The sequence below is a fragment of the Opitutia bacterium ISCC 52 genome, from assembly GCA_014529675.2.
Taxonomy (GTDB): Bacteria; Verrucomicrobiota; Verrucomicrobiia; order Opitutales; family UBA2995; genus UBA2995.
The window spans coordinates 1,937,488-1,952,001 of sequence record CP076040.1; the positions used below are offsets into that span (position 1 = coordinate 1,937,488).

General features: G+C 48.5%; 16 protein-coding genes. 11 read left to right on the forward strand and 5 right to left on the reverse strand.

Features of this window, described 5'->3' with window-relative positions; all coding sequences use genetic code 11:
• The first annotated feature begins 74 nt into the window (after positions 1 to 74).
• The 11 genes from GA003_08275 to GA003_08325 all read left to right on the forward strand — a co-directional run bounded on the left by GA003_08275 (position 75) and on the right by GA003_08325 (position 11,451).
• On the forward strand, positions 75 to 1,436 hold the full coding sequence (locus GA003_08275; protein ID QXD29943.1) for a Gfo/Idh/MocA family oxidoreductase: 1,362 nt from the start codon (positions 75 to 77) through the stop codon (positions 1,434 to 1,436).
• A gap of 89 nt (positions 1,437 to 1,525) precedes the next feature.
• Positions 1,526 to 2,770 (forward strand): M20/M25/M40 family metallo-hydrolase, encoded by a 1,245-nt coding sequence (locus tag GA003_08280; GenBank protein QXD29944.1) that lies wholly within the window; start codon positions 1,526 to 1,528, stop codon positions 2,768 to 2,770.
• 47 nt (positions 2,771 to 2,817) lie between these two features.
• A complete protein-coding gene (locus GA003_08285) occupies positions 2,818 to 4,296 on the forward strand; it encodes a sulfatase (protein ID QXD29945.1) in 1,479 nt (492 codons plus the stop codon).
• A 45-nt stretch (positions 4,297 to 4,341) separates the two neighbouring features.
• Entirely contained in the window at positions 4,342 to 4,626 is a 285-nt protein-coding gene (locus GA003_08290) for a glycerophosphodiester phosphodiesterase (GenBank protein QXD29946.1), read from the forward strand.
• Between the two features lie 26 nt (positions 4,627 to 4,652).
• The gene (locus GA003_08295) at positions 4,653 to 5,168 is read left to right on the forward strand and encodes a hypothetical protein (protein QXD29947.1); all 516 of its coding nucleotides are present in this window, start codon (positions 4,653 to 4,655) and stop codon (positions 5,166 to 5,168) included.
• Positions 5,169 to 5,304: 136 nt separating this feature from the next.
• Positions 5,305 to 5,661 carry a DUF488 family protein gene (locus GA003_08300; protein QXD29948.1) on the forward strand — a complete coding sequence of 119 codons (357 nt, stop codon included), beginning with the start codon at positions 5,305 to 5,307 and terminating at the stop codon, positions 5,659 to 5,661.
• Between the two features lie 94 nt (positions 5,662 to 5,755).
• On the forward strand, positions 5,756 to 7,237 hold the full coding sequence (locus GA003_08305; protein QXD29949.1) for a sulfatase: 1,482 nt from the start codon (positions 5,756 to 5,758) through the stop codon (positions 7,235 to 7,237).
• Positions 7,238 to 7,649: 412 nt separating this feature from the next.
• Positions 7,650 to 8,285 carry a hypothetical protein gene (locus GA003_08310; GenBank protein ID QXD29950.1) on the forward strand — a complete coding sequence of 212 codons (636 nt, stop codon included), beginning with the start codon at positions 7,650 to 7,652 and terminating at the stop codon, positions 8,283 to 8,285.
• A 174-nt stretch (positions 8,286 to 8,459) separates the two neighbouring features.
• Positions 8,460 to 8,858: an NIPSNAP family protein gene (locus tag GA003_08315; protein ID QXD29951.1), complete on the forward strand. Its 399-nt coding sequence runs from the start codon at positions 8,460 to 8,462 to the stop codon at positions 8,856 to 8,858.
• Between the two features lie 227 nt (positions 8,859 to 9,085).
• Complete coding sequence (locus GA003_08320; protein ID QXD29952.1) at positions 9,086 to 9,838, forward strand: ThuA domain-containing protein; 753 nt, start codon at positions 9,086 to 9,088, stop codon at positions 9,836 to 9,838.
• 149 nt (positions 9,839 to 9,987) lie between these two features.
• Positions 9,988 to 11,451, forward strand: coding sequence for a sulfatase-like hydrolase/transferase (locus tag GA003_08325; protein ID QXD29953.1), 1,464 nt, complete (start codon positions 9,988 to 9,990; stop codon positions 11,449 to 11,451).
• 24 nt (positions 11,452 to 11,475) lie between these two features.
• Here the strand turns inward: GA003_08325 and GA003_08330 are convergent, their stop codons facing one another.
• The 5 genes from GA003_08330 to GA003_08350 form a co-directional block, all read right to left on the reverse strand.
• On the reverse strand, positions 11,476 to 11,619 hold the full coding sequence (locus GA003_08330) for an SMP-30/gluconolactonase/LRE family protein (GenBank protein QXD30379.1): 144 nt from the start codon (positions 11,617 to 11,619) through the stop codon (positions 11,476 to 11,478).
• A complete protein-coding gene (locus tag GA003_08335; GenBank protein ID QXD29954.1) occupies positions 11,556 to 11,783 on the reverse strand; it encodes a hypothetical protein in 228 nt (75 codons plus the stop codon). The genes GA003_08330 and GA003_08335 overlap by 64 nt, the downstream gene beginning before the upstream one ends.
• Positions 11,784 to 11,818: 35 nt before the next feature.
• Entirely contained in the window at positions 11,819 to 12,640 is an 822-nt protein-coding gene (fdhD, locus tag GA003_08340; GenBank protein QXD29955.1) for a formate dehydrogenase accessory sulfurtransferase FdhD, read from the reverse strand.
• 167 nt (positions 12,641 to 12,807) lie between these two features.
• Positions 12,808 to 13,338 carry a DUF1697 domain-containing protein gene (locus GA003_08345; GenBank protein ID QXD29956.1) on the reverse strand — a complete coding sequence of 177 codons (531 nt, stop codon included), beginning with the start codon at positions 13,336 to 13,338 and terminating at the stop codon, positions 12,808 to 12,810.
• 58 nt (positions 13,339 to 13,396) lie between these two features.
• Positions 13,397 to 14,506, reverse strand: a complete 1,110-nt coding sequence (locus GA003_08350; protein QXD29957.1) for a carotenoid 1,2-hydratase — start codon at positions 14,504 to 14,506, stop codon at positions 13,397 to 13,399.
• Between the last annotated feature and the right edge of the window lie 8 nt (positions 14,507 to 14,514).

Sequence of the window (14,514 nt, forward strand, 5' to 3'; positions counted from 1 at the left end):
CTAAGCAGAGGAAATTTTCCGCTTCTTGCTGTCTTTTCCTTGGCTGGAACCAATGTAAAGCGCATCCTGTTGCGATGAATCACCCCATCAGTAGACGTAAATTTGTGGCTGCGTCGTCGGCCTTTGGTCTTTTTCAAATTGTCCCACGAAACATCCTGGGTGGTGCGGGTCACACGGCGGCCAGTGAGAAGCTCAATATTGCCGGGATTGGAATTGGTGGAATGGGGAATGGCAACCTGAGCCACTGCAAGACGGAGAACATCGTCGCGCTATGTGACGTAGACCATGACTACGCAGCACCTGTTTTCGAAAAATACTCCCAGGCTAAGATGTATACCGACTACCGTGTCATGCTGGAAAAGCAGAAGGACATTGATGCGGTGGTGATTGCTACGCCTGATCACACCCATGCGGTGATTGGTATGGCTGCGTTACAGGCGGGCAAACATGTGTTTCTGCAAAAACCCCTTACACACACCGTCAAAGAATCACAGATACTTCTCAAAGAATCTCGGCGTCACAATCTCCAGACTCAGATGGGTAATCAGGGGCACTCATCGGAACACATACGACTTCTGAAGGAATGGCTGGATGACGGTGTGATTGGCGACGTGACGGAGGTGTATGCGTGGACGGATCGTCCAGTTGGTGGCGCTCCTTGGTCGACTTTCGCAGTAAAAGGGAAATCGAGTGAAACCCCTCCTGTGCCGGCGAATATGGATTGGGATTTGTGGTTAGGCCCTGCCCAGTACCGTCCTTATCATCCGGATTATCATCCATTGAAGTGGAGGGCTTGGTTGGACTTTGGCACGGGCTCCCTGGGAGATATGGGCTGCCATATTATCGACCCTGCTTTCTGGGCGCTTGATCTGGGACAACCTGAAACGATTGAAGCGACCTCGACTCATTGGGAAGAGGAGGTGTCCTCACAGACCTATCCCAGAGCGTCGATTTGTCGTTACCAATTTCCTGCGCGAGGAAATAAACCGCCAGTAACCCTGCACTGGTCGGACGGTCGACTCCTTCCACCGAGACCGGAGATGCTTCCACCTGAGGTGAAACTTTTTAATAGCGGTGCATTGATCCTTGGGAGTAAGGGAGTCATTCAACACGGATCTCACGGAGCAGGGGGATTACAGCTTTATCCGGAGAGCCTCAGGAAGTCTTATCAACGTCCGGAACCAACCATTCCGCGGGTCAAGGGTGGGCAACAAGGGCATTTGGAAGACTGGCTTCGGGCCTGCAAAGATGGAAATCCGGCCAGTTCGAATTTCGAATATGGGGCTGCCCTGACAGAAACAGTGCTTCTGGGAGTGCTCGCCATTCGAGCCAAGGACCAGAAGCTCTATTGGGATTCGGAGAAGTATGAGTTTACAAACAACGACGAAGCGAATGCCTTACTTCATCCTCCCTATCGCGAAGGGTGGACGATTTAGCAGTTGTTTGCCGCGGTTAAGTGGTGTGATTTATTCGTAGTGAGGAGTGAGGTCTAACCGTCCCGTCCAATAATCCTAAGAACACCGCCATGGATAACAAATCACCGCTAACGGGTATAGAGTCCGACATCGTGGCTGCGATTGATCGTAACCGCGACGAGGCATTGTCATTCCTAAGACGCGTCATAGACACCAACAGCGGCACCATGAATTTTGAGGGGGTTCTTCAGGTGGGCGACATGTTCTCAGAAGTGTTTGATTCCCTAGGTTTGCAGACGCGGTGGTATGACAAATCTCAAGTCAATCGGTCTGGCCATCTTTTTGCGGAAACCCTGGGTGACAAAGGTAAACGCCTCCTGCTCATAGGACACCTTGATACCGTGTATCCCAGTGATAGTCCGTTTCAGAAAATGGAGCAAAAAGAGGACGGTCGGTGGCGAGCGCCGGGTGGTGAAGATATGAAAGGCGGAGACGTGATTATCGTCTATGCATTGAAGGCGTTGAGCGAGCTGAGGCTTCTGAGTGATGCTCAAATCATTGTTGCTTTTACGGGAGACGAAGAAAATCCCGGCAGTCCCCTTGAGGAAACGCGAAAGGAGTTGGTGGAGGCTGCGAAACGAAGCGACATCGCCCTCGGCTTCGAGGGCGCAGGAGATGGTAGTAAGGCAGTTGTGTCCCGTCGGGGTGCGTCCTTTTGGAAGCTGGAAGTTCAAGGCAAACGAGCGCATTCATCTACGATCTTTAGTGAAGATGTCGGAGCCGGGGCGGTCTTTGAGCTAAGTCGTATCTTGAATGCCTTTTATGAGGAACTATCGGGCGAAGAGTATTTAACCTTGAACCCAGGATTGATTGCTGGAGGCAGCGACATCGAAACGGACGAGGCCGAGGGGTTCAGCAAGGCCTATGGCAAATTTAATGTGGTTGCAGAGACAGCGGTGGCATCGGGCGGACTTCGTTATGTTTCGGAAGCGCAATTGAAAAGCGCAAGGGAGCAGATGAGGGAAATTGTCAGTCGTCACCTGCCTCATACTTCGGCCACGATTACCTTTTCTGATGGCTATCCTGCCATGGCTCCGACGGAAGGGAATCGTGGGTTGCTCGATCAGATGAATCAAGTGAGTCTTGATTTGGGTCTACCTACTCAGGATTTATATAATCCTCTGGAGCGAGGTGCGGCAGATATTTCCTTTATTGCAGACTATGTGGACGCTTTGGATGGACTGGGAGCCATGGGTGGGGGTGCGCATTCATTAGATGAGTTTATCGATCTCAACACCTTTGGAGATCAGATCAAACGAGCTGCTTTGCTGATTTACCGCTTGATTCAATCTTGAGCTGTCTGGGCTATCTGTAATCATCGGGGAAACTACCCTTTGAAACTATGTCTTTGATTACCCGCTTATGCTGTCTTCGTTTGCTATTGGTTGTCTTGCTTTGTTCGGCCGGCTTATACGCGAATGATCGACCCAATGTCCTCTTCATTGTCAGTGACGACCTTACTGCCTGTCTTGGGTCGTACGGCAATGAAGTTTGTCAGACTCCCAATCTCGATCGTCTGGCTAGTGAAGGAGTGCAATTTAACAAGGCGTATTGTCAGTATCCGGTCTGTGGTCCTTCCCGAGCGTCTTTCATGAGCGGGCTATACCCCAAGCGTAACAAAGTATTGGGAAATAATTACACGCTCGGAAGCTATAAGGCACTCAATCCAGCCTTGGCTAGTCATCCTAGTATCGGCGAACTCCTGCGAACCAACGGTTATGTCTCACTGCGTGTATCCAAGATTTACCACATGGGAGTTCCGGGTGGCATTGAAGCGGGCGAGCCCGGTGGAGATGAACCTGATTCTTGGGATCGTGCGTTTGATGTGATGGCACCAGAGACAGCCAGTCCGGGAACGTTGGAACTACTGTCACCTAAACGTAAACACTATGGCTCCAATTTTGCACGCATCATTGTGCCGGATGATAGTATTCAGACCCAGGCAGACATTCTTGCCGCTGACCATGCGATCGCCATTCTTGAAACAAGAGCCCGAGGAGGAGACCACTCACGTTTTCTTCGCCATGATGAGCCCTTCTTTTTGGCAGTAGGGTTTGTGCGTCCACATGTGCCGCTCGTGGCTCCAAAATCCTGGTTTGATGAATACCCTGAGGAGGAGTCGGTGTTACCTTATGTGCCTAAAGGAGACCTGGATGATATTCCTGCCTTGGCCGCCACCAATGCAAACGATCTAAAGTACGGTATGAGTGATCTTCAGCAGAAACAATCACTTGCCGCCTACTACGCCAGTGTGTCCTTCATGGATGAGCAGGTAGGTCGTTTGTTGGATACCCTGGACCTTTTGGATATACGCAAGAACACGGTTGTCATCTTTACTTCGGATCATGGTTACAATTTAGGCCATCACACGATGTGGCAGAAAGGGAGTTTATTTGAAAATAGTGCTCGTGTCCCGTTGCTGATCTCGGCTCCCGGATTTGAGTCAACCGCAGGTCAGAGCACCGATGAGTTGGTAGAACTGGTTGATCTGTATCCCACTATCGCTGAGCTCACTGGTGTCTCTGACAAAGTGCCTTCAAACCTGGACGGCATAAGCCTGACCGCATTGATGAACGATCCAGAAAGTGGGGTGGGGCATGATGAAGCCTACACGGTCGTGGGTAATAGGCAGAGGATGGGTGAATCCATTAAGACCAAACATTTCCGCTATAATTATTGGGCAGATGGAAAAGAGGAACTCTACGATCAAGTGAACGATCCGGATGAGTTTATAAACCTCGTTGCTTTCCCAAATCACGCTAAAGTATTGGAGCACATGCGAGCCAGGCTGGCTGAGAAAAACAAGAGTTTCACTAATTAATCAATTACTGGAAAACAAAGTTTACGAGAACCAGCGAACTGACTCATGAGCCGATACTTTCTTTTGATTCTGTTGATGTCTTGTTTGGACTCAGTTGGTAAGAATGAGGATCTAGCGATCGCAGTCGGCAATTTAACTCAAATCATTGCTCATCGCGGTGCCAGTGCGGAACGTCCGGAATGCATGATCACTGCAACCAAACGAGCCATCGAAGTGGGTGCTACCGCAACCGAGGTCGATTTGCGCACGAGCAAGGATGGAAAGTTGTTTATTCTACACGACGCTACCTTGGCCGGACTTCAAATGGGACGGGTCCGGCAAACGAGTTAACCCTCGAAGAGTTGCAACAGTTGGATGTGGGTTCCTGGTTCGATAAAACCTATCGGAACGAAAGGATTCCCTCTTTAATTGAAGTGGCTCAACTGTGTCGCGGAAAGATTGATCTTTTACTGGACTTGAAAGAGCAGGGTGAAGTCTATGATCGCCAGGTTGCAGATGTGATCTGTAAACACGGGGAACCTAGCAAGACTTTGATCGGTGTGCGCAGTTTAGCCCAGGCTATTCGTTTTAGAAATCTGCTTCCTGAAGCCAAACAGTTAGGGCTCATCCCAACCGTAGATGATATCGAGGTCTTTGCAAAAGCTGGTTCTGAATATATACGACTCTGGCCGAAGTGGCTGGAAGAGGGAGACGCACCCGCAAGGCGAGTGAAAGCGACGGGGAAGCTCTTGCGTCTTAATGGCGGGACGGGAGATATGGAAGAAGTGATAGCTCTTCTTGCATTCAAGCCGGATTCCACTGGAGCGGATGATCCTAAACAGCTTCTTGCTACATTGAAGAAGATCGCGGGCGGAATGGATTCTTTGGATTAGTTGATTAAAGGTATTCTTAGTCCACTCATTATCGGCAGCAAGCTACCTCCTGCATTTAGATATGCGAAACGAAGTGTAGGAGGTAGCTTGCTGCCGAATGGAATATCCTGAAAGGAATCGCATTTAGTAGGCACCAATGCTTGTGACGCGCATTCTAACCAAACGTATTTACGAAGGCATAGTCCCTGAAGATGGCTACTGTGTCTTAGTCGACCGCATTTGGCCACGAGGTATATCGAAGGAGAAATTAGGTGAAGCTATCTGGTTTAAAAATATAGCTCCCAGTACTGAGCTGAGGAAAGAGTTTAAGCATGATCCTGCTCGTTGGAATGAATTTAAGAAACGGTATTTCGTTGATCTAGATTCTCAGCCCGAGCTGGTTATTGAGTTTCTAAATCTCATAAAGCTTAAGGAAGTGGTAACACTATTATACTCAGCTAGAGATACTGTTCATAATCAGGCGAATGCTTTGAAAGAATATTTGGAAAGTTGAAGAGAGGTCTTCGCTAAGCTTTTGCCAAGGAGTTGGCTCAATTTCTTAAGTTTTGGCTAGATCGATGGTGTAATTTCAGTTCCAATAGAAATTTATGTCCCTTCGACCTCTACCTAGTCTTTTTTCATTTTGCTTTTTTATCTTGGCCTTAGGCCTGTCTGCCCAGGGTCAACCCAACATCATCGTCTTCATTGCTGATGATGTGAGTTGGAATGACTACGGCTGTTACGGCAACGACGGAGTGCGCACACCCAATATCGATGCGCTGGCAGCAAATGGCATTAAGTTCACCAATGCCTACCTAACGGCCAGTAGTTGTAGCCCAAGCCGTGCCAGTATTATCACAGGTCGCTATCCTCACAACAATGGCAAGGCCGCAGAACTGCATCTGCCTATCGCAGATCACCTGCCTTGGATTCCTGAACTACTGCAATACGAGGGCTACTACACGGCTTTGTCGGGCAAGGACCACATGAAGCGTGAGGATGCTACGCATGAGGAATTTTGGGATCACCATGATGGAGGACGTGTGGAAGGTAATCGAGGCGGGGAGGCCAATTGGGTCGATATCACACGGGCACGTCCTGACGATCAGCCGTTTTTCTTTTGGTTTGCTGCTTACGATGCCCATCGTCAATGGGAGGCAGACGATGAGTGGGTAGAAGAGCTTTATGGCCCCATGACTGGATTGTCGGATGTAACAGTACCTCCCTTCCTGCTTGATACGCCAGAGACTCGTCAGGACCTGGCGAGTTACTATAATGAGATAACACGGTTCGATTACTTCATAGGGGAAGTCGTCAAGGAACTGGAAGAGCAAGAGGTATTAGATGAGACGCTGATCTTGGTTTTGGCGGATAACGGCAGACCTTTTCCGCGAGCTAAAACCCGCCTGCATGATTCTGGGATGAAGACCGCTTTGGTCGCGCATTGGCCAGATGGTATTAGTGATCCGGGTACCTGTGATAGTCTGGTGAGTGTCATTGATTTCGCACCCACATTTCTGGATGTCGCCGATGCAGAGCCCAATGAAACGTTTCAAGGGGTGAGTCTGCTTCCTTTATTTCAAAATATCCAAACAGACATAAGACAGTATGTTTTCTCGGAGCACAATTGGCATGACTATGAAGCACTTGCCAGAAGCATTCGAACCAATCAATGGTTGTACATCGAGAACTATAGAACCGAGTCCGCGTGGCAGGGGCCGGCTGACTCGGTGAGATCTCCGTCATTTGTACAGTTATTAGAAACGCATAAAGCGAATGGCTTGAGTGATGCCCAGAAAGATGTGTTCTTAGCACCGCGACCAGCGGCTGAGCTCTATCGGTTTCAGGATGATCCCCATCAGTTGCACAATTTGATAGAGGACGGCAAACACAAGGGGGTGCAGCGAGCCTTGTCAGGTGTGCTCAAAGTATGGCGGCTTGAAACGGGTGACTCCAATCCGGATCGTATATCGGAAGATCAATTTCACAACGAAACTGGATTGAGGATTTTTGAAGATCAGTCGTTTCGTGGTGAAACCCCCGGGGAATCTAATGTCGCTTCTGAAATAAATCGTCACGGCCCCAGGTAGGATCATGTATTTATTATTACCCGTGGGGTGAAGCTGTTTTCAAAATTAACGAATGGGCTTATCTAATTGCTCTGAGGGTGGAGTCGTTTGGATTGGTAGTAGTTTCTCTTAACATTAATTACCGCTAACTAGGGTGTTAAATTAAAGCAATCTCACCGCTTTAACGAATAGAAATTTCTTGACGCATCTAGGAGTTGCTTTTAATGTTTGTTCATCCCCTGTAGGTAGTATTTACTTATTTAGCCTATCTCTTTCCTCTCCTCCTTATTTCCCCATGATACCCTAGCAGACCTCCTCCAAAGTGGTCCTCATCAATGAGACGCAATTGCTGCGTGTACATTGGTATTCGCTTTTTGCTAAACCTCAATAAACGGTCGACTGAGACCTTACCCCAAACCCCAAACAGAACAAAATGAACAGGAAATTATTCCGAATCCCCTCCCTCTTCGTCGGCATTTTGCTGACTGTTCCTCTCTTCGCTTTTGCCCAAAACGAAGACGAGGACGATACCGTCACTTTATCACCCTTCACCATTGAAGAAGGTGATTCCGTTGGTCACCAGGCAACCAACACGCTTGCTGGTAGTCGTCTCAAAACGCCTCTCCGCGATGTTGGATCGGCTATTCAGGTGATTACTTCTCAATTATTTGAAGATACCGGGGCAACCACCATGGAGGAAATTCTCCCTTATGCACTGAATATCGAATCCAATGGTGCGCTTGGTAATTTCGCCGATGGCCTGCTTCAGGGCTTTACGGCAGGGGGTGGTGTTCGTTGGCAAGACCGCAATGCAATTGGATATCCCAATATCTTTAGCTCGGATGGACAAGTCATTCCTGACCTGGCGAGTCCGTTCTTGGGACCTGAACAGTTGAATGGGGATATCTTCTTCAGCTATCGTCGCCTATCTGGGATGACAAGATCGATTGGAAGTTTCAGTTCAACTTCCGCAATGCGTTTGGTGACAATGATCCGATTCCGGTCGCGATCAACCCAGATGGAAACATCGCCGTTATTCGCAATTCGCAGCAGAAGACCTTGTTTCTAACCAACACCTTCAGTTTCTAATATTTATTCTGAGTTCTAGTTTGGTTCGAGGTGGCCCCTATGTCTGCGTAGGGGCCATCTTTTTTTGGTTAACGCTGCATGTTGGCAGGTTAATGAATTTGTTTGTTTAGGATCGGTCATTGCCATTGGGCAGAAAAGTAGGCACCTTCTCAGTATGAAATTACAGTTACGCTCATTGTTACTCCTGGTTTTTATAAAACTAATTTTTGGCGGTCTCTTTCTTTCCGCTGCACATCACGAAGGTCCGATTATTGAGGTGCGTGTCTATAAGATTCCCGAGGGAAAAATGGATGAGTGGGAACGTTTCTTTCACGACAAACTGGTAGAGCCGCAAGAAAAGGCGGGTATCAAGATTCTGAGTGCCTATCGCACTATGGGAGACGAGAACCTCTTTGTATGGAGCCGGCAGTATTCCAGTAAGGCTAATATGGCTAAACAGCGTGCTGGTTTTTATGAAAGTGAAATCTGGGTTAATACCCTTCTTCCTGAACTACGGGAAAGAGGCCTGATTGAAGGGGTTGAGAAGGTCTACACGGTTTCGCCCAGTAAGTAGCGTTAATTAATAATCCGGGAATTTATCAAAGTTAAACCACTGATAGTACCGATTTACACTGATACTTTCATGCTGTACTTTAGACCCATTGAGTGATTCGGAGCCTGTTTCTCGAGCCTATTGAATCAGTGTTCATCAATGCTATCAGTGGTTAATCACCTAAAACTTTTCCTATGCAAATCTTATTTGGACTGCTAGCTTCAGCCAAGAACTTAAAATCTACACCTATGAAGTTACTTCGCATTCTACTTTTCACCGTAATCTCAAGTGGTTCGGCTCTCACCGTATTGGCTGATCACCATGGCAAAAAGCCGATCAAGGCTCTGATTATAACCGGTGGCTGCTGCCATAACTATCACTTCCAAACGAGTGCTATGACGGAAGGCATCAGCAAAGAGGTCGATGTCAATTGGACCATCCTGCACGAGGGCGGCACGAGCAAAGATCACCATTCAGAATTTTATGCAGATCCCAATTGGGCCAAGCCTTACGATATCGTTATTCATAACGAGTGTTTTGCTCAGGTGACTGATGAATCTTACATCCAGACGGTATCTGACGGTCACAAGAATGCTGGAACACCTGCGATAGTCATTCATTGTGCCATGCATACTTATCGTGATATTGACGCGAATGATTGGCGAAAGTTTCTCGGAGTGACGAGCAAGCGCCACGACCACAAAAGTAATTATGCCGTAAAGCTGGAAAAACCAAACCATCCAGCTCTTAAGGGGACACCCAAAGATTGGGTCACTCCCATGGATGAGCTTTACATCATAGAAAAGCTTTGGCCTGGCGCGACTTCACTTGCTAGCTCTGTCAGTGAGAAAGACGGCAAAGCTCACCCGGTTATTTGGGTAAACGATTTTGAAGGTACCCGCGTATTTGGAACGACTTATGGTCACTCCGACGATACCTTCCGCGATCCAGTGTTTATTAACCTCCTGACCCAGGGGTTCCTTTGGGCAGCGAGGAAGTAATCGTCCTTATGTTCGGAGTGTAAAGGCGTCGGGTGTCAGTGTTCAGGCATGGATTCATGATTTCTTTCACTCGCTCTAAATTTCAACATCCACAACGATCTACACAACGACTGCGCTATACTGACACCTGACAACTGACACCGTTTCTCATGCGCATCTATCTCCATCTCTTTCTCTTCTTTCTTCTCCCGTCCTTCAGTCTTCTTGCAAAAACCAACTTGGTTATCGTCATGACGGACGAGCATAATTTCCGGACGCTGGGATGTTATCGAGAGCATCTGTCAGAAGATCAGGCCTTCGTATGGGGCAAGGGGGTTAAAGTAGATACGCCACATATGGATGCGTTGGCTGACGAAGGTGCACTCCTCACCAGTTTCTACGTATCTTCTCCTGTATGCTCACCTTCAAGAGCTGCCTTTGTCACTGGCTTGATGCCTCACCTGACCGGAGTGCCCACTAATGATATCCCGATGCACGGTCATATGACGACCATCGCAGATATCCTTGGCGACAATGGCTACGCCACCAGCTATATCGGCAAATGGCATTTGGACGGTGTAGGGAAGCCGCAGTGGGAGCCTGAGCGCAATTTTGGTTGGGCAGATAATCGTTTCATGTTCAACCGTGGCCATTATAAGAAGTTTGCCGAAACGCATGATGGAGCAAAGGTGGACGCACCCAAGGGAAGAGATGGTATACCCGGTTACCAAGTTGGCGATGCAGATGAAAAATCCTACGCCACAGATTTTCTTATGGATCGCACTTTGGATTTCATCCGAAAGAACCAGGACGATCCATTTTGCGTGATGCTGAGTCTTCCAGACCCTCATGGCCCCAACACGGTGCGCGAACCTTACTGGGATAAATATAAAGGACTCAAATTTGAAGCGCCGAAGACTATGTTCAAGACCGAGGAGGAAGCACCTGGGTGGAGTAGTTTTTCAGGGAATAACTACATTAAAAATCGTGAAATCAACCAGGACCAATTCGCAGCCATCTTTGGTATGATTGAGTGTATCGATGACAATATCGGCCGACTGATTGCCGAGCTGGATAAACTAGGACTGGAAGATGACACCATCGTGGTACTGACTTCCGATCATGGAGACCTCATGGGTGAACACCGTCGCCACAACAAAGGTGTGCCCTTTGAAGGGTCTGCGAAAGTGCCTTTTCTTGTGAAGAGCCCGAAACAGGTAAAGGCAGGCAAGGTTATTCATTCGGTTATGACTTCGGTTGATGTGGGCCCCACATTTCTATCGATGCTGGGAATCGAAGATGAGCTTCCTGGCACGCAAGGTAGAGACCGCTCAGATTGGTTTGAGAATAGCAAGCAGGTGGTAGATGAAGATCATATCGCATATATTCGGGCTACGACGATGAGTCCGCCGTGGGTCGCTGCCGTATCAGATGATTACAAGCTGGTGCTCTCCAATCAGGATTCGCCTTGGCTATTCGATCTCAAAAAAGACCCGGATGAGCTGATCAATTTCTATGATCATAAAGCTTATAAGCGTATCCGGGAATCGATGACGCAGGCTCTCAAGGAAGAAATGAAGAAAGCCAATGAGCCTGCTCTGACTATGTCAGGATACGCACCTTGGCTGAATTAATGGAGTGAAGCCCTATAGCCTGTATTAACGCTTCGCCACAAATAGCCCCTGCTGGGTAGTTATGTAGAGGGTGTTGAAGTCTTCGCCGGCAAAGGCACAATTGGTCACTTTCTCTTCAGGGAGCGAAATAAAATCATCTTGTTTCCCTTTTGTATTGAAGACCCAAATGCCTCATCGATAGCAGACTTTCCTTCCAGACGCTTACCGCCTGGAGGCAACATAACCGCGTCGTCAGACATGATGGAGCGCAGCGTCTCAAAGTCCTCCGACTTAGCAGCCTCCGCATCTCGCTTACGGAGTTCCATTATGGCCTTTATGTGCTGATCGCTCATGTAGGGTTCTGTTTTAATAGAATAGACATGAATAGTCAGCCAATCCGCTGCGGATGCGAGTAGACATTAAACTTTCCGTTGCGGAGAAAGCCAACCAGTGTTTGGCCGCTTTCCAGGGCGAAAGAAATGGCCAGGGATGACGGGGCAGAAACAGCGGCGACCAGGCCGATGTGAGCTGCGAGAGCTTTCTGCATAATCTCGAATGCCACACGCCCGCTCACCATGAGCACATGCTCGTCGAGTGGCCAGAGGTCGTTGAGAAAAGCGTGGCCGATGACTTTGTCCAAGGCGTTGTGGCGTCCAACGTCTTCACGCTGGAAGAGAAGATTGCCTTCCAGGTCGAATAGTCCGGCAGAGTGAAGTCCGCCCGTTTGATCGAAAACGGTTTGTGATTCTCTTAGCTTGTCGGGCAATTCGATGAGCGTTTGGCGATTGAATTGAAAAGAACTATCACTCGGGGGAAATTGATTTTGGATGACGTCGATGGATGCTTTTCCGCACACGCCACAACTCGCTGCAATTGCACCGTGTCGATTGGATTTAACGCCTTCAGGTATCGCGTCTTGTATCAGGTCGACTCGTAAAGTGTTGTCGGGTGTAGGAGAGGTGGGGCAGCGGCTGAGTTGTTTGATATCAGATCGCTTCTTGATTATGCCTTCAGTCACTAGGAATCCAACAGCGAGATCTTCGTCATGCCCCGGCGTACGCATGGTGACTACAAAAGGTTTATTTCCAATGCGAATTTCCAACGGCTCTTCGACGGCAATGTGGTCATGTTCAGTCTCAACCGCACCGTCCTTGTTCATGCGAACAATGGTGCTTTGAATGATGGGTTCGTTTAAGGGATCTTCCGACATGGCGTTTGTATTGTGCAAGGCTGAGAAATTAATCGGAGCTTACAATGGTATATTGAACGGGGCGAAGGGCGAGAAGCGAGAGGCGAGGGACTTGGTTGTTTGAACAAAAGGCACCTAGGGTAACGGAGGAATGTCTAGAGACCTTTGTTACCTTCTGTTAAAGATATTTATTGTTTACTCAATTCCAACAGGGCGTTCACGGTTTTCCAGTTACGTGTGGTAGCCAATAATTGGAGCTTCTTCTCAAAAAATAAATTGTGGATCTTGGTCCGACCATAACCATCGGGGCAGCAAATATAGATGAGATCGTCCTTAAGCGAAAAGCGGCCTGTTTCATTGGCGGGTAGGGTGCCGTTTGAGGCGGTCTCTTCATCAGGCGACTCCCAAGGAAAGGTGACATAGCAATGGGCAGTATTGGCTCCATCTTCGAGGAATGGATTGTTCTGGATAAGCGTCTTTAATCGATCAGCCGCGAGTATTAGAACGGGAACCTCCAGCCCGAATTGCTTTGATATAGCAGACTGGATATCTTTCGCAGAAATAGCCGTTGTTGATTGGTACACCACATTACCGCTTTGCAAATAGGTCGCAACCGATTCGCAGCCCAAGTTTATAAAAAGATCCTTTAAGTCCGCCATGAAGATCTTGTTTTTACCGCTGACATTGATGCCGCGGAGCAATGCGATAGATGAAGGCATATACCTAGGGGAGTTTAATCCGAGGATGTGGACAAATAGAAAGCAGTCCCTTGATTATTTACCGCAATTTATTTCCAAGAGAATCATGATAACCTGCTAATTCAAGGTAGGCTTGTCCCAAGCTTATCCCTTCAGGGTTTTGGACCTCGCAAGCTCCTTCCCAGTAATAGGTTCCGTTGAGCTCTCCACGGACTTCCTGGTTATCGAGTTTGGGAGTAAGTGTCAGGGAAATCCTTTGACCGCTTTCTGGGTCGATGGTGCTAAGCCTAACCGTGGTCGGGTAGGTGGCATCCTTCTCTGGACTCTGCCAGGTGCTGACGCGCTCCCATGTGAAGGATTCTGGGCCGGCGTAATGGGTCTCACCGTCCTTACCAATCCATATGAAGCGTGAGAAAGGGGATGCAGTGCCATCTTCTTGTCTCAGGATGTAGGCTTTAATTTCGCGACCGTCATTGAGTTGAATCGCCGTCCAGTCCCAACCCTGTAAGTCTGCACTGAGTTGCTGGCTGGCAATTTCGTGATCCATCCATGCTTCTCCGGTGACTTCCAATTGCTTCCGGTCAAGCGCTAGGGTGCCGGTTGCTTTGAGCCTGGGAAAAGTGATGTAATAACTCCGGGCGGTTTGAGCCGTGCCTTTGCGTGAAGTTCCATCTTCACCAAAGATTACTTTGGGCTTTGCTGGGAGTAATTCTAAATCCAATTGTGCCTGGCTTCCAATGTGAAACTGAAGCTGCATTTGCTCCGACGTGGTATCTATCATCTCGAGTGTCCATGGACCATGCCGGAGTCCCAAGCCTTCAGTGGATGCTGAAGCGTCCCAGCCATTGCGATCTAAACGTTCATCGAAAAGAAAACGATTTCCTTCTATATCTGTGAGGGCTACCTGAGATGAAAACAGTTGGTTACTTCCAAAGGCAGCGCTTGCTGAAGGTGCTCGTTTCAGGGGCGCGGCAAAGCGAAAGAATGTGGCTTGGAAACCAAAGGTTCTTTGATCATTGGATTGCAGGTGTCCCGTGAGATACCACCACTCGATTTTGTAGTCTGGATGACTTCCGTGATCGCGGGGAAACTCGAGCGTTGTCCCTGGTTGTGGCACGCGAAATCCCTCCGTTGTGAATTCTGGAACCGCTGCCCAGGCATGGCTGCAACAGAAATAGATAAAAGCCATCCAGAGGT